The sequence below is a fragment of the Chelativorans sp. YIM 93263 genome (genome assembly GCF_028767125.1).
Taxonomy (GTDB): domain Bacteria; phylum Pseudomonadota; class Alphaproteobacteria; order Rhizobiales; family Rhizobiaceae; genus Chelativorans.
In genome coordinates this window covers 392,248-409,043 of record NZ_JAKCWP010000002.1, presented here as the reverse complement: position 1 = coordinate 409,043, position 16,796 = coordinate 392,248, and the positions used below count along the sequence as shown (strand labels likewise).

Annotated in this window: 18 protein-coding genes; 7 read left to right on the top strand and 11 right to left on the bottom strand. The window is 60.5% G+C overall.

The window, feature by feature from the left end; translation table 11 throughout:
* Positions 1 to 76 precede the first annotated feature (76 nt).
* The gene (locus LY631_RS06145; protein WP_274424240.1) at positions 77 to 1,066 is read left to right on the top strand and encodes a YihY/virulence factor BrkB family protein; all 990 of its coding nucleotides are present in this window, start codon (positions 77 to 79) and stop codon (positions 1,064 to 1,066) included.
* 15 nt (positions 1,067 to 1,081) lie between these two features.
* Here the strand turns inward: LY631_RS06145 and LY631_RS06140 are convergent, their stop codons facing one another.
* Positions 1,082 to 1,585, bottom strand: coding sequence for a hypothetical protein (locus LY631_RS06140; protein ID WP_274424239.1), 504 nt, complete (start codon positions 1,583 to 1,585; stop codon positions 1,082 to 1,084).
* Positions 1,585 to 1,836: a hypothetical protein gene (locus tag LY631_RS06135; protein WP_274424238.1), complete on the bottom strand. Its 252-nt coding sequence runs from the start codon at positions 1,834 to 1,836 to the stop codon at positions 1,585 to 1,587. The genes LY631_RS06140 and LY631_RS06135 overlap by 1 nt, the downstream gene beginning before the upstream one ends.
* Positions 1,837 to 2,002: 166 nt before the next feature.
* On the opposite strand from LY631_RS06135, the gene LY631_RS06130 reads away from it, so the two are divergent.
* Both LY631_RS06130 and LY631_RS06125 read left to right on the top strand, forming a co-directional pair.
* On the top strand, positions 2,003 to 3,394 hold the full coding sequence (locus LY631_RS06130) for an acetyl-CoA C-acetyltransferase (RefSeq protein WP_274424237.1): 1,392 nt from the start codon (positions 2,003 to 2,005) through the stop codon (positions 3,392 to 3,394).
* Positions 3,394 to 5,526 (top strand): 3-hydroxyacyl-CoA dehydrogenase NAD-binding domain-containing protein, encoded by a 2,133-nt coding sequence (locus LY631_RS06125; protein WP_274424236.1) that lies wholly within the window; start codon positions 3,394 to 3,396, stop codon positions 5,524 to 5,526. The genes LY631_RS06130 and LY631_RS06125 overlap by 1 nt, the downstream gene beginning before the upstream one ends.
* Positions 5,527 to 5,620: 94 nt before the next feature.
* Here the strand turns inward: LY631_RS06125 and LY631_RS06120 are convergent, their stop codons facing one another.
* The 8 genes from LY631_RS06120 to LY631_RS06085 form a co-directional block, all read right to left on the bottom strand.
* On the bottom strand, positions 5,621 to 7,588 hold the full coding sequence (locus tag LY631_RS06120) for a PhoX family protein (protein WP_274424235.1): 1,968 nt from the start codon (positions 7,586 to 7,588) through the stop codon (positions 5,621 to 5,623).
* A gap of 76 nt (positions 7,589 to 7,664) precedes the next feature.
* Complete coding sequence (locus tag LY631_RS06115) at positions 7,665 to 8,903, bottom strand: MFS transporter (protein WP_274424234.1); 1,239 nt, start codon at positions 8,901 to 8,903, stop codon at positions 7,665 to 7,667.
* 155 nt (positions 8,904 to 9,058) lie between these two features.
* The gene (locus LY631_RS06110) at positions 9,059 to 9,964 is read right to left on the bottom strand and encodes a mechanosensitive ion channel family protein (RefSeq protein WP_445082843.1); all 906 of its coding nucleotides are present in this window, start codon (positions 9,962 to 9,964) and stop codon (positions 9,059 to 9,061) included.
* Between the two features lie 162 nt (positions 9,965 to 10,126).
* Complete coding sequence (locus LY631_RS06105) at positions 10,127 to 10,744, bottom strand: HD family hydrolase (RefSeq protein ID WP_274424233.1); 618 nt, start codon at positions 10,742 to 10,744, stop codon at positions 10,127 to 10,129.
* Positions 10,744 to 11,598: a CAF17-like 4Fe-4S cluster assembly/insertion protein YgfZ gene (ygfZ, locus tag LY631_RS06100; RefSeq protein WP_274424232.1), complete on the bottom strand. Its 855-nt coding sequence runs from the start codon at positions 11,596 to 11,598 to the stop codon at positions 10,744 to 10,746. The genes LY631_RS06105 and ygfZ overlap by 1 nt, the downstream gene beginning before the upstream one ends.
* Positions 11,599 to 11,687: 89 nt before the next feature.
* Complete coding sequence (locus LY631_RS06095; RefSeq protein WP_274424231.1) at positions 11,688 to 11,945, bottom strand: hypothetical protein; 258 nt, start codon at positions 11,943 to 11,945, stop codon at positions 11,688 to 11,690.
* 126 nt (positions 11,946 to 12,071) lie between these two features.
* Complete coding sequence (locus LY631_RS06090) at positions 12,072 to 12,443, bottom strand: TIGR02301 family protein (protein ID WP_274424230.1); 372 nt, start codon at positions 12,441 to 12,443, stop codon at positions 12,072 to 12,074.
* Complete coding sequence (locus tag LY631_RS06085) at positions 12,434 to 12,844, bottom strand: NUDIX hydrolase (protein ID WP_274424229.1); 411 nt, start codon at positions 12,842 to 12,844, stop codon at positions 12,434 to 12,436. The genes LY631_RS06090 and LY631_RS06085 overlap by 10 nt, the downstream gene beginning before the upstream one ends.
* A gap of 59 nt (positions 12,845 to 12,903) precedes the next feature.
* Between LY631_RS06085 and LY631_RS06080 the strand changes: the two genes are divergently transcribed.
* Both LY631_RS06080 and LY631_RS06075 read left to right on the top strand, forming a co-directional pair.
* Positions 12,904 to 13,647 (top strand): SOS response-associated peptidase, encoded by a 744-nt coding sequence (locus LY631_RS06080; RefSeq protein ID WP_274424228.1) that lies wholly within the window; start codon positions 12,904 to 12,906, stop codon positions 13,645 to 13,647.
* A gap of 106 nt (positions 13,648 to 13,753) precedes the next feature.
* Positions 13,754 to 14,374 carry a LysE/ArgO family amino acid transporter gene (locus LY631_RS06075; protein ID WP_274424227.1) on the top strand — a complete coding sequence of 207 codons (621 nt, stop codon included), beginning with the start codon at positions 13,754 to 13,756 and terminating at the stop codon, positions 14,372 to 14,374.
* On the opposite strand, the gene LY631_RS06070 is transcribed toward LY631_RS06075, so the two are convergent.
* Positions 14,348 to 14,524: a transcriptional regulator gene (locus LY631_RS06070; RefSeq protein ID WP_274424226.1), complete on the bottom strand. Its 177-nt coding sequence runs from the start codon at positions 14,522 to 14,524 to the stop codon at positions 14,348 to 14,350. The genes LY631_RS06075 and LY631_RS06070 overlap by 27 nt on opposite strands.
* 363 nt (positions 14,525 to 14,887) lie before the next feature.
* Here LY631_RS06070 and cysS point away from each other — a divergent pair, with 363 nt between their 5' ends.
* Both cysS and LY631_RS06060 read left to right on the top strand, forming a co-directional pair.
* Positions 14,888 to 16,414: a cysteine--tRNA ligase gene (gene cysS / locus LY631_RS06065; protein WP_274424224.1), complete on the top strand. Its 1,527-nt coding sequence runs from the start codon at positions 14,888 to 14,890 to the stop codon at positions 16,412 to 16,414.
* Positions 16,411 to 16,794 carry a VOC family protein gene (locus LY631_RS06060; protein WP_274424223.1) on the top strand — a complete coding sequence of 128 codons (384 nt, stop codon included), beginning with the start codon at positions 16,411 to 16,413 and terminating at the stop codon, positions 16,792 to 16,794. The genes cysS and LY631_RS06060 overlap by 4 nt, the downstream gene beginning before the upstream one ends.
* Positions 16,795 to 16,796: the final 2 nt, after the last annotated feature.

Here is a 16,796-nt window from a genome sequence, read left to right as displayed (position 1 = left end):
GAGGAAAGGCAAAATGCAATAGGTTCAACCTGGAAAATGGGCCCGGTAGAACGTTTGGTTCCCAAGGAAAAATTCAATGGGCAAGCAACAGATGGAGAACAGCCCTGCGGGGCGCGGGCGTGAGGCCGAATGGCCCGCACAGATTCCCGGACTTGGCTGGAAGGATATCCTGTGGCGGGTCTTTCGGGAGATCGGCAGTGACAGAATTATGCTTGTTGCCGCGGGCGTGACCTTCTATCTGATGCTGGCCATTTTTCCCGCCTTGGTTGCATTCGTCTCTCTGTATGGTCTTGTCGCCGATCCGACAACGATAGCCCAGCACATCTCGCTTCTTTCCGGTTTACTCCCGGAGGCCGGGCTCGAACTCCTGCGCGATCAGCTCAACCGGCTGGCGGAGGGTGACGGCAATGCGCTCTCGTTCGGGTTTCTGTCCGGTCTGCTATTTTCTCTTTGGAGTGCCAATGCCGGCGTAAAGGCGCTTTTCGATGCCTTGAACGTCGCTTACGAGGAACAGGAGAAGCGCGGCTTCATCGCACTCACTCTTCTTTCATTCGGCTTTACGCTGGGGGCGATGCTCATTGCTGCCGTGCTTATCTTTTCCATCGGTCTCGCGCCCGCGATGCTGGCGCTTCTTGATTTCGAGCAGCACGCGGAAACACTTATCCGCCTGACGCGATGGCCGATTACATTTGCGATCGTGGCCATCGCGACATCGGTTGTCTACCGCTACGGCCCGAGCCGGGAACGCGCGAAATGGCGATGGATAAGTTGGGGTGCGGCGCTGACGACGTTGGTGTGGTTCGGTGCATCCTTTGCTTTTTCACTCTATCTGCAGAACTTCGCCAGCTATGACGCGACCTACGGCTCGTTGGGAACGATCATCGCGTTCATGATGTGGATCTGGATTTCGGCGATGATTCTGTTGATTGGCGCGGAGATCAACGCCGAAATGGAGCATCAGACCGGACGCGACTCCACTGTCGGCGAAGAGAAGCCCATTGGGCATCGCGGTGCGGTGGTGGCCGATACGCTGGGCGAATCGGCCGACCGGGAAGAGGATCGATAGCCGAGAGTGGGGAACCTATTGGCCGCTCGGGCACCGCTCCAAGGTAAATTCGTCCTGACCGGTTGGGGAGATCGGACGAAGTGACAGCGTGTCGTCGTCTGTGACTTCCAGCCTAAACCGGCGATCTCTGCGTCCGTTTTCGCCCGCGCACTGCGAATAGATGGTGCCCGAGCCGTTTTCCGAATCGATATTGCGGATGTTGCAGGTCGCGCCCTCCCAACGAATGATCGTGTCGGTGAGGTAAAGGCCGGTTTCGCTCCCTTCCGCATCCGCGCACGCGGCCTCATCCGTGGCCCAAGCGCCTGGAATTTGCACGAACGCTTCCTCCTCAGATCGGACTTCAGCTCCGTCAGTGCCCGCATCGGCGGGTGGACGCTCTCTAATGATGACCGGGGAATCGTCGCGATCGATATGCTGCTGCGTCCCGATGGATTCACCCTGGTCCTCGCCATCCTGAGCCTGGATGGGGGTGGTGAGTAAGGCGACAACGGCCAATGCGCCAAATGCTGTCCGCAGCATTATCGACCACTCCTGTTACCTTTGCCGAGATCGGTACGGGCCCGCTTCTCCTTGTCCATTTTCTCGAAGCTCTCCATGACCTCGTCAGCCTCGCGACGGGTATCGGGTTGCGCGTGACGCTGGTTGCGGACGCTCATTTGATCATCGCCCTGAAGGCTGTTCCTGCCGGTCTTCTGGTTTGCCAGGTCCGTTTCCCGAGTTTTGTTCGCGCGGTTCAGACCACGCTCCTCATTAGATTTGTCAGTTGCCATGCCGCTCTCCTGTTATCTGCCGTAAGAACGTACGAGGTCGAATAGGGTTTCGTGGCTGCCCGGAATTCGTCCAGGAACGAAGGGGTGCAATAGGGCGTTGCACGCACATGCTGGGCGAATCGGGAAAACATATCTATCCTGGGGCAACGAAGGAGCGAGGGTGCCGATGGCAAAGGGAGCGGAACCGGAACCGAAGCCAACGCGACGACGGAGCGCTGCACGCCGGCCTACTGCGTGGAAAGTCGCTTCACCTCTGGTAGGCGACCCGCGCAAGGACGACAAACCAGTCTACCTCGTCGACGGCGCACGCACACCTTTCCTGAGGGCTCGGGGCAAGCCCGGACCGTTCACGCCAGTGGATTTGGCGGTCCAATGCGGCCGGCCGCTATTGGAACGGCTCCCGATTGCGCGCGACGCCTTCGATCAGGTCATCCTCGGTTGTGTCAATGTAATAGCCGACGAGATGAATCCGGCGCGGGTCGCGGCCTTGCGGCTCGGTATGGGCGAGGCCATGCGCGCCTTCACGGTTCAGATCAATTGCGGCTCGGGCATGCAATCCATCGATACCGGGTTCCGGCTGATCGAAGGCGGCAAAGCCGATCTTATTCTTGCCGGCGGCGCAGAGGCGCTTTCTTACGCTCCGCTTGTTCTATCAAACCGCACTGCCGGCTGGTTCGGCCGGTTCGCCACGGCCAAATCGGCTTGGGAGCGTGCCTCCGCCATCGGCGCTTTCCGCCCGGACATGGCCAAGCCGGTGATCGGGCTCGAACGTGGCCTCACCGATCCGATTACAGACCTGAATATGGGTCGAACGGCCGAAATCATCGGCCATGCCTTTGGCATTACGCGCGAGCAGGCGGACGGCTATGCGATCGAAAGCCACAAAAGGCTGGCGCGAGCTCAGAAAGACGGCCATCTGGCTGGCGAAGTCATCGCCTCCGTCGCGCGCGATGGCACACTTTATGACTATGATGACGGTGTGCGTCCCGACAGCTCAATGGAAAAGCTCGCCAAGCTCAAGCCGGCATTCGAAAAGCCGCATGGCCGGGTCACACCAGGTAATTCCTCGCAAATCACCGATGGTGCGAGCTGGGTTGTTCTGGCTTCGGAAGAGGCGGTCAAAAAGCATAAATTGGAGCCGATCGCACGCATCGTGGACAGTGAATGGGCTGCCCTTGACCCCTCGGTGATGGGCCTTGGGCCAACACTCTGCTGCACAGCGCTTGCCAACCGACGGGGCCTCACACGCGATGACATCGATCTGTGGGAGCTCAACGAGGCTTTCGCCGCGCAGGTGCTCGCCTGTCTGGCGGCATGGGAAGACGAGGAATACTGCCGTGAGATACTGGGGTTGAACGAACCCTTCGGTGCGGTCGATCGCGACCGGCTGAACGTCGATGGCGGAGCCATCAGCCTAGGGCATCCCGTCGGCAGCAGCGGCAATCGCATCGTGCTCCATCTGGCAAACGCAATGCGCCGTCTGGGTCTCAAGCGCGGCATGGCCACCGAGTGTATCGGCGGCGGGCAGGGCGGCGCCATGCTTCTGGAGGTCGTGTGATGACCGTCTCGCAATCGATATGGGCGGTGCTTGAGCGCCGGAACATTGAACTCGGCCCCGAAGGCGAGGCCACCAAGACGCTCACCAACTGGCGCTACACGAAGGATGAAGGCGGGGTCGTCTGGCTGGTGCTCAACCGGCAGGACGAAAGCACGAACACTCTCTCGGAAGCGGTGATCGCCGAACTCGATACCGTTCTGAACGAATTGCACGGTATGGGTGCGAAGGCCCTGGTCATCCGGTCCGCGAAGAGAAGCGGCTTTATCGCCGGAGCGGACATACGGGACTTCCAGGGTGTGACCGAGCTTGGCGAAGTAGAAAAACGCATGCGCCGCGCGCATGAGATCATCGACCGGCTGGATGATCTTTCGATTCCGACTATCGCCGTTATCCATGGCCACTGTCTCGGCGGCGGGTTGGAACTGGCGCTGGCCTGTGATTATCGCATTGCCATAGCTGGCTCGAGCTTCGGGTTTCCCGAGGTGCTTCTGGGGCTTCATCCCGGTCTCGGCGGCACGTACAGGCTCACGTCGCTGATCGACCCGGTGGAAGCGATGACCATGATGCTGACCGGGCGTGCGGCGCATGCGAAGAAAGCCAAGAAGCTAGGGCTCATCGACGAGATCGTCGAAGAACGTCATGTGAAGACAGCCGTCGAGGCTGCGGTCGCCGGTGAACTGAAGCGCATGAGCGGCGGGCTGAAAGCGAGTGTCTTGGGACTGGGGCCGGCTCGGCGAATGGCAGCGCGCCGCATGCGCGCGGAAACGGAAAAGAAAGCTCCGAAGGAGCACTATCCTGCGCCTTACCGTCTCATCGACCTGTGGGAAGAACATGGCGGTGACGACAGCGCAATGCAGCGGGGCGAGCTCCGGTCTTTTTCGGAACTTCTAGTCGGCGACACGGCGCAGAACCTGATCCGCGTCTTCTTCCTGCGTGAGAAGATGAAAGGCCTCGCCAAGGGCGAAAGCGGCATTGAGCATGTGCACGTGATCGGTGCAGGAACGATGGGCGGAGACATCGCGGCCTGGTGCGCCTCCCGGGGGCTGCGTGTCACCCTTACCGATCTGGACCCCAGGGCCATAGCAGCGGCGGTCGGTCGCGCCTCGAAGTTCTACGACAAGAGGCTCCATTCCAATCTCGACCGGCGCGACGCGCTAGACCGGCTCGTGCCGGATTTCGAGGGGAGCGGTGCCGCCAAAGCGGATCTCGTGATCGAAGCGGTGGCGGAAAAGGCCGAAGTCAAGCGCAAGGTTTACCAGTCGATCACGCCGCGCATGAAGGCCGGTGCGATCCTCGCCACCAACACGTCGAGCATTCCGCTGGAGACGCTCCGGGAGGGCGTGTCTTTCCCCGACCGGTTTATCGGCCTGCATTTCTTCAATCCCGTGACGCGGATGGAGCTTGTCGAGATTGTCGCGCATGACGGGGCAAGCGAGCAGAGCCTGCAGCGTGCGCGCGCGTTCTGCGGCGATATTTCCCGGCTTCCGGCGCCGGTGAAAAGCGCGCCGGGGTTCCTCGTCAACCGGGCGCTGACTCCTTATCTCGTCGAAGCCTTCGTGATGCTGGACGAGGGAATTCCCAAGGAGGCGATTGACAAGGCCGCGAAGGATTTCGGCATGCCCATGGGGCCGGTTGAACTCGCGGACCGTGTCGGACTTGATATCTGTCTGGAGGTCGCACGGATGCTGAGGGAGCGGTTGTCCGACCCGATGCCTGACGTGCCCAAATGGCTGGCCGATAAGGTCAAGTCCGGGGAAACCGGCCGCAAGGCGGGCAGGGGACTCTATGCCTATGACGAGAATGGAAAGATCAAGCGGGAAGAGACGCAGAAGTCGGACGGCGAGGCCGCGCGGGGAATGGACGCGGATATGGCGGATCGGCTCGTTCTGCCCATGTTGAACACGCTGGTTCGGTGTCTGCGCGAAGGTGTGGTGGCTGATGAGGAAACCGCCGATGGCGCGATGATCTTCGGTACGGGTTTTGCGCCGTTCCGCGGCGGGCCGCTTCACTATGCGCGCGAGCGTGGTGCTGAAGACATCGTTGCCAAGCTGCGGCAGCTCGAAGACAAGCACGGCGAACGTTTTTCGCCGGATGAAGGCTGGCAGGTACAGGAAAACCAGCCGGCCCGTTAGAGCGAGATGAATTTGCGCTGGGTCACACCCTTGCGCGAAGTAAACTCATCAAGCGATCGGAGGAGCGGGGCCGCGAGGCCCCGCTTCTTTTAAATCATCCCTGTGCGATCTTTCCACCGCCTTGCTTGGTCACCACGACGACGGCCGGGCGCACCGGCATGTTGTCATCGAAGTCCGGCCAGCGGGTGGCGGGCTGCTCGTAGGTCGCCAACCCTTCATCGCCAGGGTGCTGAACGGCGAGGAACAGCGTCTCATCGTCCGGCGTGAAGTACGGGCCGCACATTTCGGCGCCAACCGGCACACGGAAGAAGAGTTTTGAGGTGCCGCGGGCCTCACCTTCGGTGTCCACCGCCCACAGGCCGTCGGTACGGCCGGTCTTCTCTTTGCTGTTGCCGTCCGTGGAGACCCATAGGCGGCCGGCGGCGTCGATAGCGCAATTGTCGGGCATGCCGAACCAGCCGTTCTCGCTGGTGGCCGGCGAGAATGTGGCGCCGACAGCTGCAATCGAGGGATCGCCGCATTTGACCAGCACTTCCCAAGTGGACCTGGTGGATGCGTAGTCGCCGTCGGCCTCGGTGATCTCGATGATGTGGCCGAACTCGTTTCCCGCTCGGGGATTGGCGGCGTCGGGCTCCGTGCGGCGCGTGTTATTGGTCAGCATCACGTAGACCTTGCCGGTCTCCGGGTTGGGCTGGATATCTTCCGGGCGGTCCATCTTGGTCGCGCCGAGAAGATCGGCGGCGCGGCGTGTCTCGATGAGAACGTCGGCCTGGCTCTCGAACCCGTTCTCCGCCGTAAGGGGGCCTTCTCCATGGACGAGCGGTAGCCATTCCATGGTGCCATCCTCGTCGAAGCGGGCGACATAAAGCCTACCCTCGTCGAGAAGGTCCATGTTCGCTCCGCGGTCGCCCTCGTCGAAAGTGCCGTCGGTGACGAACTTGTAAACGTAATCGAAGCGCTCATCGTCGCCGCTATAGCAGACGACCCGGCCGTCGCCATTCACAACGGTCTCGCAGCCTTCATGCTTGAAGCGGCCGAGGGCGGTGCGTTTTTTCGGCACGGAATTGGCATCGAAAGGATCGACCTCGACAATCCAGCCGAAGCGGTTGGGCTCGTTCGGCTCTTTGGAAACGTCGAAACGGTCATGGAAAGACGCCCACTTATACCATCCGCCGGGGACGCCGATGCGCTGGTAGTTTTCCGACTCCTTGTGGCCCCACGGCAGGCTGCCATCGAAATAGCCGTGGAAATTCTCCTCGGCCATCAGATATGTGCCCCAAGGGGTAAGGCCGCCGGCGCAGTTGTTGAGCGTGCCGAAGGCCCTGGTGCCGGAGGGGTCGGCGTTCGTCTTGACGCGGTCGTGCCCGGCCACCGGACCTGCGATTTCCATTTCGGTATCGGGGGTAATGCGGCGGTTGTATTCGCTGTCCAGAACCGGCTGCCACTTTCCGTCCACCTTCTGGATCTCGGTGACCGTACCGCCATGCGCGGCCATCTCGATATCCACCAGCTCCTGGGTGTATTCGCCGAGCTGGACCTTAGCACCCGAAACGCGGGCGAAATTCGGGAACATGAGTTCCGCGCTCGTATATTCATGGTTCACGACCAGAATGCCGTGCTCACCCGAGTCGTCCAGGGGAATAAAGCCGACATAGTCGTTGTTATAGCCGAACTGACGGGCCTGGGCTTCGGCCGACTGATTCTGCGGGTCGAAATCCGGCGAGTCGGTGAAAATCTTGTCGCCCCAGCGCAGAAGGATGTCCGCATCATATCCTTCGGCTATGTGGTGCGTCTCGTCCACACCGGCTTCGACTTCGACGAAATTGAACTGAGAAGCGTCCGCGGCTTCGGCTCTGTTCGCGGCAAGCAGCGCCAATGGGCTGACGGTCGAGCCGATCGCCGCCACAGCGAGTGAGCCGCCGAGGAAGCTGCGCCGCGAATAACGGCGGTGGATGACGTCGCCCATGGTCGGATTGTCACTTGAATTGCGACCGACATCTTCCGTTTCCTCGCGCACGTCAGTGAGTGTCTTGATCGCGCGGGGGTCGACCTGCTCATTCATGCCTGCCTCCTGGTAGGTTGGTTATGAGCGGATAAAGCAAACTCCTGTTGCAATCAAATGACGAACTCGCAATCCATTACTCGGCGGCTGCCACAGCGGGCCGTTCGACCGGCATCTCCTTTATGGGCCAATGTACGACGGCTGCAAAGAGGCCGAGTACGACCCCAAGCCACCAGACAACGTCGTAAGTGCCGAACAGGTCGTAAAGATATCCGCCCAGCCAGACACCCAGGAAAGAGCCGACCTGGTGTGAGAAGAAAACGATACCGCCAAGCATGCCGAGATACCGGGTTCCGAACATGATGGCGACCAGCGCATTTGTAGGCGGCACGGTCGAAAGCCACAAAAGTCCCATGACGACGGCGAAGACCACCACGCTGGTAGGCGTTTGCGGCAACAGGAGAAATGCCGTTACCGCGACTGACCGCGCGAGATAGATAAACGCCAGAAAAGCAGGCTTGGAGTAGCGCTGACCGATAAAGCCCGAGCCCAGCGAGCCAATGATGTTGAAAAAGCCGATCAGCGCCAGCGCTATCACCGCGTAACGGGCATCAATCCCGAGATCGCCGAGATAGGCGGGGAAATGAGCCGTGATGAAGGCCACCTGAAAGCCACAGACGAAGAAGCCGGAGACCAGAAGAATGAAGCTGCGATGGGCGAAGGCTTCGCGAAGTGCCGCACCGAATGTTTGCTCGAACTGGATCTGCCGAACGCGGCTGGTGGCCGCATTGCCGGCAAGCGGAATGGCAAGCACCGGGACAATTAACATCGCCAGTCCCAAATAAGCGAGCGTGTCCGACCAGCCGAAGGCATCGATCATACCCTGGCTTATCGGCGCGAAGATAAACATGCCCGCCGAACCGGCAGCCGTGCCAATGCCGAACACGAGGCTGCGGGTTTCTTCCGGCACATTGCGGGCGAACGCCGCCAACACGATGCCGAAGGAGCCAGCCGCCACGCCGAGACCGACGAGCACGCCGCCACTGATATGCAGCATGACCTCATTGGGAGCGGCCGCCATCAGGACGAGACCGGCCGCGTAAAGCAGGCCGGAAAGCGCCAGTACACGCCATGTGCCGAACCTGTCCGCGATTGCGCCGAAGAATGGCTGGCCAATTCCCCAAAGCAGGTTCTGGATCGCCATGGCGAGGGCGAAGGTCGTGCGATCCCAGCCTTTCTCCGCAAGCATCGGAAGCTGGAAGAAACCCATGGCCGAACGCGGTCCGAATGTAAGAGCCGCGATGAGACAACCGCAAATGACGATCATCCAGGGAAATGCGGACGCAGGGGAGCGCGCGGGCGCAGCATTAGACATTGCACAGAATCTCCAGAATGGAGAAGACAGCGTAATGCCGAGGCTGGTCGCTTCAAGTGAATTGAACAGGTGTTTCGTTCAATAAAATTGATGAATGGTAGGTTGCGGGAATTCCCGCGCCCGCCTGCTGCAAAGAAGATCCGCCAATACGGGCCTTAGCGAGGGGCCGCCGTTTTTCGGGGCGTCGTTGCTTTTTTCGCCGGCTTACTTTGCGCCGAGCTATCGGGAATGTAGTGAACGTCTCGCTGCGGGAAGGGGATGGAGATACCCTTCGCGTCGAAAGTCGCTTTTGCGGCTTTGCGCAAGTCGAGTTGCGTCTGCCACCAGTCGATTGTTGCCGTCCAGTAGCGTAGCGTCACGACGACGGCGCTGTCTCCGAGATCGGAGACGAAAGCCGCCGGCTCCGGGCTGCTCAAGACGCGGTCGTCACCTTTAGCCAGGGTTATAAGCTCACCGAGCGCGAGTTCGATGTCGTCGTTGTAACCGATGCCGATTGCCAAGTCTTCGCGGCGAATGCTGTTACGCGAATAATTGGTGACGGCGGTGTTCCAAAGCTCGCTGTTGGGAGCCATGATGAAGACCCCGTCGACGGCCTTCATCTCCGTCGCGAATAGGCCGATTTCCTGAATCGTGCCGCTGATGCTACCGGCGGTAATGTATTCACCGACGCGGAAAGGCCTGAGGACCAGCAGCATGATGCCGGCGGCGATATTCTGCAAAGTTCCTTGCAAGGCAAGGCCGATCGCCAGGCCGGCGGCACCAATGGCAGCAATGATGCTGGCCGTTTGCACGCCGAATTCGGCCAGGACGGTTACGCCCATAAGGATCAGCACAATGTAGCGCACGGCCTTGGACAGGAAACGCTGAAGCGTTTCATCGAAGGCGGGATGGTAGCTCAGCGCCCGGGAAGTCCAGCGTTGCAGAATGCCCGCCACGATGAAGCCGGCGATAATAAGAATAACCGCCCCAAGAACGGCGAAGGAGTAGTTGACCGCGAACTCACCGATCTCGTGGAGCATCGCTTCCGTCGTGGTCATCACGTCTCTTACATCGTTCTCCATGGTGCCCCGTCCTGAAAGTGGAGATGCGCATCTATCAACGTGGATACGCAGAATCACCTTAGGGCAGAGAAACAAACAAAAAGTTTCCCGAGAAAGCAGCTCAACAGCGCCAACGCGGCTTCCCTCACGCGGCCTGGCACGACGGTGAAACGTAACTGTGAGTTAGCTCTTGGCGCGAAGTTTTTCGATCAAATAAAACCGGGCAAGAAAGGCTCTTTGCGCACGTCTGGCCGGGCGGGGCGTAAGATCAAGACCATCGGGCGAGAAGTTGCGCGAACGGCCGAATAACCGCGCAGCCTCTCCTTCATGGAACCCGGCGAGCCGCGTCGCCTCGAAAAAGGCGGAGATACGGTCGGCGCGCTTTATCTCTTTGCTCAGCTTCGCCGGAATGTCCGCCGGAAGCCCAAAGCGCAGGTGGACCGCACGCTGGAGCCGTTTTTCCACCGCCTTGTAGTCTTCTCCGAGTGTTGCCTTGAAAGGGGAGATCATGTCCCCGATCACGTACTCCGGCGCGTCATGGAGAAGCGTGGCAAGGAGCCAATCCGGCGAGGCGTTCGGGTCCAGCGTGCGAAAAATTTGCTCCACGACCAATGAGTGCTGGGCAACCGAAAAGGCATGATCGCCGTCCGTTTGTCCGTTCCAGCGGGAAACGCGCGCCAGGCCGTGCGCGATGTCGGTAATCTCTATATCGAGGGGGGATGGATCCAGGAGGTCGAGGCGCCTGCCGGAAAGCATGCGCTGCCATGCACGGGGCGGTTTGGTCTCCCGGACAATTCCCATTACCCGGCGTCTCCCCCGGCGCTGCCGAGCGAGAATCCGGCGAAAGCCGGAACATGGAGCGTGATCGGCACTTCGCCGGCAAGAACCGGTGTATCGGCATCGATCGCTTCGCCTGCACGGTCGATGCGAACGATGGCCAGTCCGTCATTGCCGCAGACCGAACCCAGCGTGCCCACAGAGCGGCCACCGGCGGCCAGGGAAGTGCCGGGCGCGGGGAGGGAGGATTCCGCGCGTATGATCACCAGCCGCCGGCGCGCGGTGCCGCGGTGGTGCATCCGCGAGACGACTTCCTGGCCGACGAAACATCCCTTTTTCAATCCGACGCCGCCATTCTGGTCGAAGAGGACGTCGTGGGGGAATACATCACCCAGTTCATAGTCCAGCCCACTCTCCGCAACGCCATGGGTGATACGCAGCTTATGCCACTCCTGTATGTCTCCACTTTCGCCGCTGGCTTCTCCATAGTGGCGCATGACCGGCACGCTGTCGGGAAAACGCCGGTCGATCGTCGCCAGGGAATCGTCTTGCGCGGCGGAGCTCGTGTCCCAGGAAACGAAGACATCCGTTTCCTCGACGGAGAGGTCGACCTTGGCACGAAGCTTGTAGAGCGTGAGCCGTTTCAGAAGATCCTGCGCGATGTCCCGCCGGCATTCGAGCCGGAAGGAGTCCCCGTCTGTGCGCATGATCAGAAAATCGAAGAGGATCTTGCCCTGCGGGGTCAACAGCGCGCCAGGGCGAGCTTCGCCGGGAGAAAGAATCGCGAGATCCGGGGTGATGACGTTTTGCAGAAGCGATTCAGCTTCCGGGCCGGAAGCGAGAACGAGCGCGCGGTCGGTCAACCGAATAGTGGACATGACGAATCCCGTTTGGCGAACTCTGCCTAGGTAGGCGCCATGGCGGCCGGGGGCAAGATTCAATCCCGGCGAGCGGTCGTGGCAAGAGTTCAGTGCCGCGTGCGGTCGGGATTGAATTCCCCGGCGATCACCTGCTCGCGCATGCGGTCCAGAAGTGAAAGCAGGGCCTCTTCGCCGTCACCCTTGCCAAGTTCGCTCAGCGCTGTGCTCAGCGCGGATTCGGCGATGATTTGCGGTTCGATGCCCGCCAGGAGGCCTTCGGCCCAGGCCGCATTGTGGCACTCGATGCAGGTCGAGCGCTTTTCCTCTTCTATGATCGCTTCGATTTCTGCGACAGTCATATGCATTGAGTTCACCCGTCGCCCGCCAGCTGTATCTGCTGCGGTCCCAAATTGTCCCAATGTCCTGATTACCACGAGTAAAAAGGCGATGCCGTGACGTACGGTTAGCGTGGTTACCGAAACGTTGATGCGCTATTCGCCGAACTGCATGACGATGTCGTTCGTCAGGGTCTCGCCTTCCTTCTTGTAATATTCGATCGCCTGTTCAGCCGATTCCGTGCAGCGCGTGTAGGTGGCGGCGAAGGCGCGATAGCCATGATTAAAGCTCCCGATCATCTCTGCCCGGCGTTCCTCCGAGGGCGATTCCGCCCGCAGAAGCACCTCCATTTGGGCCCGCCAAGGGCCTTCCGATTCGTGACAGAGCCCGTGCAGGAAATGTATCGAGCCCAATATTTCCGCAAGCCGCACGAGATGGTCTTCATAGGAGGAGTCTGCTGCGACCGCCGGCATGGCACACATCAGCAGCCCTATCCCTGTTGCGCGGATTCTCGGTATCAGGCGCATGGATTTCCTCTTGCCGTGAGTTCCTCCGCCACTGCCAGAGTGCTCGCCGTGACGGGCAGGCGGCGCATTTCATCAAGCGCATACCAGCCCGCGTGGTTGGCGTCGTCGCCGGCGCACAGGAATCCATGGGCTTCCAAAGCGGTAAAGACCTCAAGCCGATAGCGCCGGCCGCCGTCCCCGTCGAGTACCATCTCGCGCAGCAACGATATCTTGTCCGCTACAAGTCCGGTTTCTTCGTGAAGTTCCCGCAGGACCGCCTCTTCAGCCGTTTCGCCGGTTTCCACGCGGCCGCCGGGAAAGGCAAAGAGTCCCTCGGCCGGGGGACGCCCGCGGCGAACGAGCAAAAAATGCCCGTCCGCGTACACAACCAGAGAAACGGCGTGGATAACGGCTTCGTCCATCATTGCGTCCTTTGCATGGGGATCTCTACTTTGTTCACCGGAACAAGGAAAGCAGCGATATGTGCGGACGTTTTGCGCTCACCTCCACGCCGGAGGCGGTCGAGACCTTCTTGGATGTGATCGAGATGGAGGACTTTCCGCCGCGGTACAACATCGCCCCCACGCAGCCGATCCTGATGGTCACCTCTAGTGGTGCCCGTCCGCACGGTTCCAACTTGCCCGAGCGACGCGCCGTGCTTGTGCGCTGGGGCTTCATCCCGGCCTGGGCGAAGGCCCCGAAAGAACTGCCGCTTCTCATCAACGCCCGCGGCGAGACGGCTGCTGAGAAAGCGAGCTTCCGTGCAGCCATGCGCCACCGGCGCACACTTGTCCCGGCCTCCGGATTTTATGAGTGGCGGCGTGCGGGCAGGGGACGGGCCCAGCCTTTCTGGGTCCGTCCGCGCGATGGCGGGCTGATCGCCTTCGCCGGGCTGATGGAAACCTGGTCGGAACCCGGCGGAAGCGAAATCGACACCGGCGCAATTGTCACGACAGCGGCAAGCAGTGATCTGGCTTCCATTCATCATCGCATGCCGGTGGTCATCCGACGGGAGCATTTTTCCCGCTGGCTCGATTGCATGGGCCAAGAGCCGCGTGACGTGGCCGATCTGCTCAGGCCTGCAGAACCAGGCTTCTTCGAAGCGAGCCCGGTTTCGGATAAGGTCAACAAGGTTTCCAACGTCGACCCCGATCTTCAGGAGCCGGTGGAAGAGACATCGTCGAGCGAGCACGTCGCGGATCCAGAGCAGCTCAGTCTGCTATAATGCAAGAGTTTGGTTATTAGCCAGCTTCAACTCATCGCCCCGGCATGGGAAGCTTGGAGCACAATCCGCGTTGCAAATCGCGTTCTGATCGGTACAAGCGGCGCGTATGGGCACGGCACTTCATTCCGCTTTCCTGGCAGGTTTTCTGCTTGGCGGTTCACTGATCCTGGCAATCGGGGCGCAGAACGCTTTCATTCTGCGCCAGGGTCTTCTGCGCCAGCACGTGTTCATCCTTTGCTTGATCTGCGCATTCTCCGACGCCTTTTTGATCAGCATCGGCGTAGCAGGCCTAGGGACGCTGGTTTCCGGATCACCGGTTCTTATTACCATCGTGACGATCGGTGGAGCGGTGTTCCTGTTCGCCTATGCGTTCCAGGCTTTCCGCCGCGCTTTTCATCCGGATGCGTTGCATGCCGCGCGCAAGGGAGAAACGAGCCTCAGCGCGGCAGTGGCCACCTGTCTCGCCTTCACTTTCCTGAACCCGCATGTCTATCTCGACACGGTGGTGCTGGTCGGCTCGCTTTCGGGCGCATATGAAGGATCGGCGCGCACCAGCTTTGCGGCCGGTGCCATTCTCGCCTCCTTCGTCTGGTTCTACGCGCTCGGGTACGGAGCGCGTCTCCTGCAGCCGGTCTTTGCGCGACCGGCATCCTGGCGAGTGTTAGACACGCTGATCGGCGCCGTGATGGCCGGGCTGGGACTAAATCTCGTCGTGCGGCTCGTATGAGGGCTTCCGTGCTTTCTCTTTCTTCTTCCGAGAGCACAGAAGCGCCGCATTGATCGCGGCCGGGCCAACCTTCCGGTATTCCTCGACAAGGGCGGATTTCTTGCGCCGCTCTTGCTCGACTTGCTCCTGGTGAGCGTTATCTGTGGCCATGGTTTTGCCTGAACTACTGGTTTTCTGTCCCTTGCTTTGCGCATGACGGGCATTTTGGACAAAATCATGTCCCTAATGCGCGAAGCTGCGACTGGTTCACGAGCATGTGCTAGCAAACTTAAAACTTTCTTCACATTGTGAGGATTTTGTTGGGCGAAGTTTTACCCATCTATTTGCTTGACGCCGGCCCATGTGGAGGCGATAAGGGCGGCCATGAAAACGCTGTTCGCCATTATCGGCATTTGCATTATCGACTAGCGCTTCTCGCTGGTCCGGTCGTTTTCGCCTTCTCTTTCCCTGACACGAAAAACGCCCTGGCCAGCAGGCCGAAACATCATATGGCGTTACTGACGGGAAAAAAGCATGGCTGAAGACTTCCGTGGATTGAAAATCTACAACACGCTGTCGCGGCAGGAGGAGGATTTCATTCCTCTCGATTCGCAACGCGTGCGGATGTATGTCTGCGGGCCGACGGTCTACGATTTTGCGCATATCGGCAACGCCCGGCCGGTGATCGTTTTCGACGTGCTCTTTCGTCTTTTACGCACGCTCTATGGCGGGGACAACGTCACCTATGTGCGCAACATCACAGACGTGGACGACAAGATCAACGCTCGTGCCCTGCGGGACTTCGGCGACGAGATCAGCGCAGGGAAGCTGGCGCTCAACGAAGCCATCCGCAAGGTCACGGAGCGCACCGCGAACCAGTTCCATGCCGATATCGAGGCCTTCGGCTGCCTGCCGCCAACCGTGGAGCCGCGGGCGACGGAGTTCGTCATGCCCCGGGACGACGGGCGCATGGATATGGTCAGCCTGATCCAGACGCTGATCGACCGCGGCCACGCATACGCGACCGCTCGCTCGGAAGGCGCGGGAGGGGAGATTCTCTTCAATACCGCCTCCATGGCCGATTACGGTGCACTTTCAAAACGCCGGCTCGATGAGCAGCAGGCCGGCGCGCGCGTTGCGGTTGACGCGCACAAGAAAAACCCTGCCGATTTTGTGCTGTGGAAGGAGTCCTCGGTCGAAGAACCCGGCTGGGAGGCTACCTTCACATTCGACGGCGAGCCGTTGACCATCCGGGGCCGGCCGGGTTGGCACATCGAGTGCTCGGCCATGTCGGCGGCCTATCTCGGCGAGACCTTCGATATCCACGGTGGCGGGCTCGACCTGATCTTTCCACATCACGAGAATGAGATTGCCCAATCACGCTGCGCCCATGGCACGCCGGCCATGGCCAGATACTGGATGCATAACGGCTTTCTGCAGGTGGAAGGCCGCAAGATGGCGAAATCCGAGGGCAACTTCGTGACCATCCACGACCTGCTGCATACGGACAGCTTTGGCGGGCGCAAATGGCCTGGCGAAGTGCTGCGGCTGGCGATGCTGATGACGCATTACCGCGAGCCGATCGACTTTTCCGTGCGCAAGCTGGAGGAAGCGGAAACGGTGCTCGACGGCTGGTACCGCGTCCTGAGCCCCTCGAGGGAGGGCGATGCGGAGCCTGACGGCACGATTTGCGCGGATACACTCGGTGCACTGAAGGATGACCTAGGGACGACCGGAGCGATCACCGCCTTGCACGAACTGCGCGCGCAGGCGGCTAAGGGCAGCGCGGGAGCGCGGGCGAGCTTGAAGGCGAGCGCAGCCCTCATGGGGCTTCTGGAGAAGTCGCCTGACGAATGGTTCGCAGGAAAGGCTGCCGCGGCGGCGGTGGACGAGAATACCGTGGAGGCGCAGATTTCCGAGCGCCTCTCCTTCATCCGCGAGAAGAACTTTGCCGAGGCCGACCGCATTCGCGACGAGCTTTCGCAGCAGGGGGTCCAACTCATGGACTACAAGGATTCCGAGACCGGTGAACGTAGGACCCGATGGGAGGTGAAGCAGTGATCGACCATATCGGTATCGATGTCGCAGACTTCTCGCGTGCGAAGGCATTTTACGACAAGGCGCTGGAGCCGCTTGGCGCCGGTCTTCTGATGATGGTTCCGGAAGAATATACGGGCGGCAAGAAGATTGGCGGTTATGGCCGCGAGCGGCCCGTCTATTGGCTGAGCGAAACGGGCTCGTCGGGAGAGAGCAAGCACATCGCATTTACCGCAAGATCACGGCAGGAGGTCGATGCCTTCTACCGAGCCGCGATCGCGGCCGGCGGAAGAGACAATGGTGGCCCGGGTCTGCGGCCGGAATATCATCCCGACTACTACGGTGCCTTTGTGTTCGATCCGGACGGCAACAATATCGAGGCGGTCTGTCACGCGCCAGAATGAGC

Coding starts and splice junctions, on each gene's coding strand:
- LY631_RS06090 (WP_274424230.1), bottom strand. CDS start 12,443: ATGCGCCTGATACCGAGAATCCGCGCAACAGGGATAGGGCTGCTGATG.
- LY631_RS06120 (WP_274424235.1), bottom strand. CDS start 7,588: ATGAATGAGCAGGTCGACCCCCGCGCGATCAAGACACTCACTGACGTG.
- LY631_RS06110 (WP_445082843.1), bottom strand. CDS start 9,964: ATGGAGAACGATGTAAGAGACGTGATGACCACGACGGAAGCGATGCTC.
- LY631_RS06135 (WP_274424238.1), bottom strand. CDS start 1,836: ATGGCAACTGACAAATCTAATGAGGAGCGTGGTCTGAACCGCGCGAAC.
- LY631_RS06105 (WP_274424233.1), bottom strand. CDS start 10,744: ATGGGAATTGTCCGGGAGACCAAACCGCCCCGTGCATGGCAGCGCATG.
- LY631_RS06145 (WP_274424240.1), top strand. CDS start 77: ATGGGCAAGCAACAGATGGAGAACAGCCCTGCGGGGCGCGGGCGTGAG.
- LY631_RS06070 (WP_274424226.1), bottom strand. CDS start 14,524: ATGGCCACAGATAACGCTCACCAGGAGCAAGTCGAGCAAGAGCGGCGC.
- LY631_RS06095 (WP_274424231.1), bottom strand. CDS start 11,945: ATGCATATGACTGTCGCAGAAATCGAAGCGATCATAGAAGAGGAAAAG.
- LY631_RS06125 (WP_274424236.1), top strand. CDS start 3,394: ATGACCGTCTCGCAATCGATATGGGCGGTGCTTGAGCGCCGGAACATT.
- LY631_RS06140 (WP_274424239.1), bottom strand. CDS start 1,585: ATGCTGCGGACAGCATTTGGCGCATTGGCCGTTGTCGCCTTACTCACC.
- LY631_RS06130 (WP_274424237.1), top strand. CDS start 2,003: ATGGCAAAGGGAGCGGAACCGGAACCGAAGCCAACGCGACGACGGAGC.
- LY631_RS06075 (WP_274424227.1), top strand. CDS start 13,754: ATGGGCACGGCACTTCATTCCGCTTTCCTGGCAGGTTTTCTGCTTGGC.
- ygfZ (WP_274424232.1), bottom strand. CDS start 11,598: ATGTCCACTATTCGGTTGACCGACCGCGCGCTCGTTCTCGCTTCCGGC.
- LY631_RS06085 (WP_274424229.1), bottom strand. CDS start 12,844: ATGGACGAAGCCGTTATCCACGCCGTTTCTCTGGTTGTGTACGCGGAC.
- LY631_RS06080 (WP_274424228.1), top strand. CDS start 12,904: ATGTGCGGACGTTTTGCGCTCACCTCCACGCCGGAGGCGGTCGAGACC.
- LY631_RS06115 (WP_274424234.1), bottom strand. CDS start 8,903: ATGTCTAATGCTGCGCCCGCGCGCTCCCCTGCGTCCGCATTTCCCTGG.
- cysS (WP_274424224.1), top strand. CDS start 14,888: ATGGCTGAAGACTTCCGTGGATTGAAAATCTACAACACGCTGTCGCGG.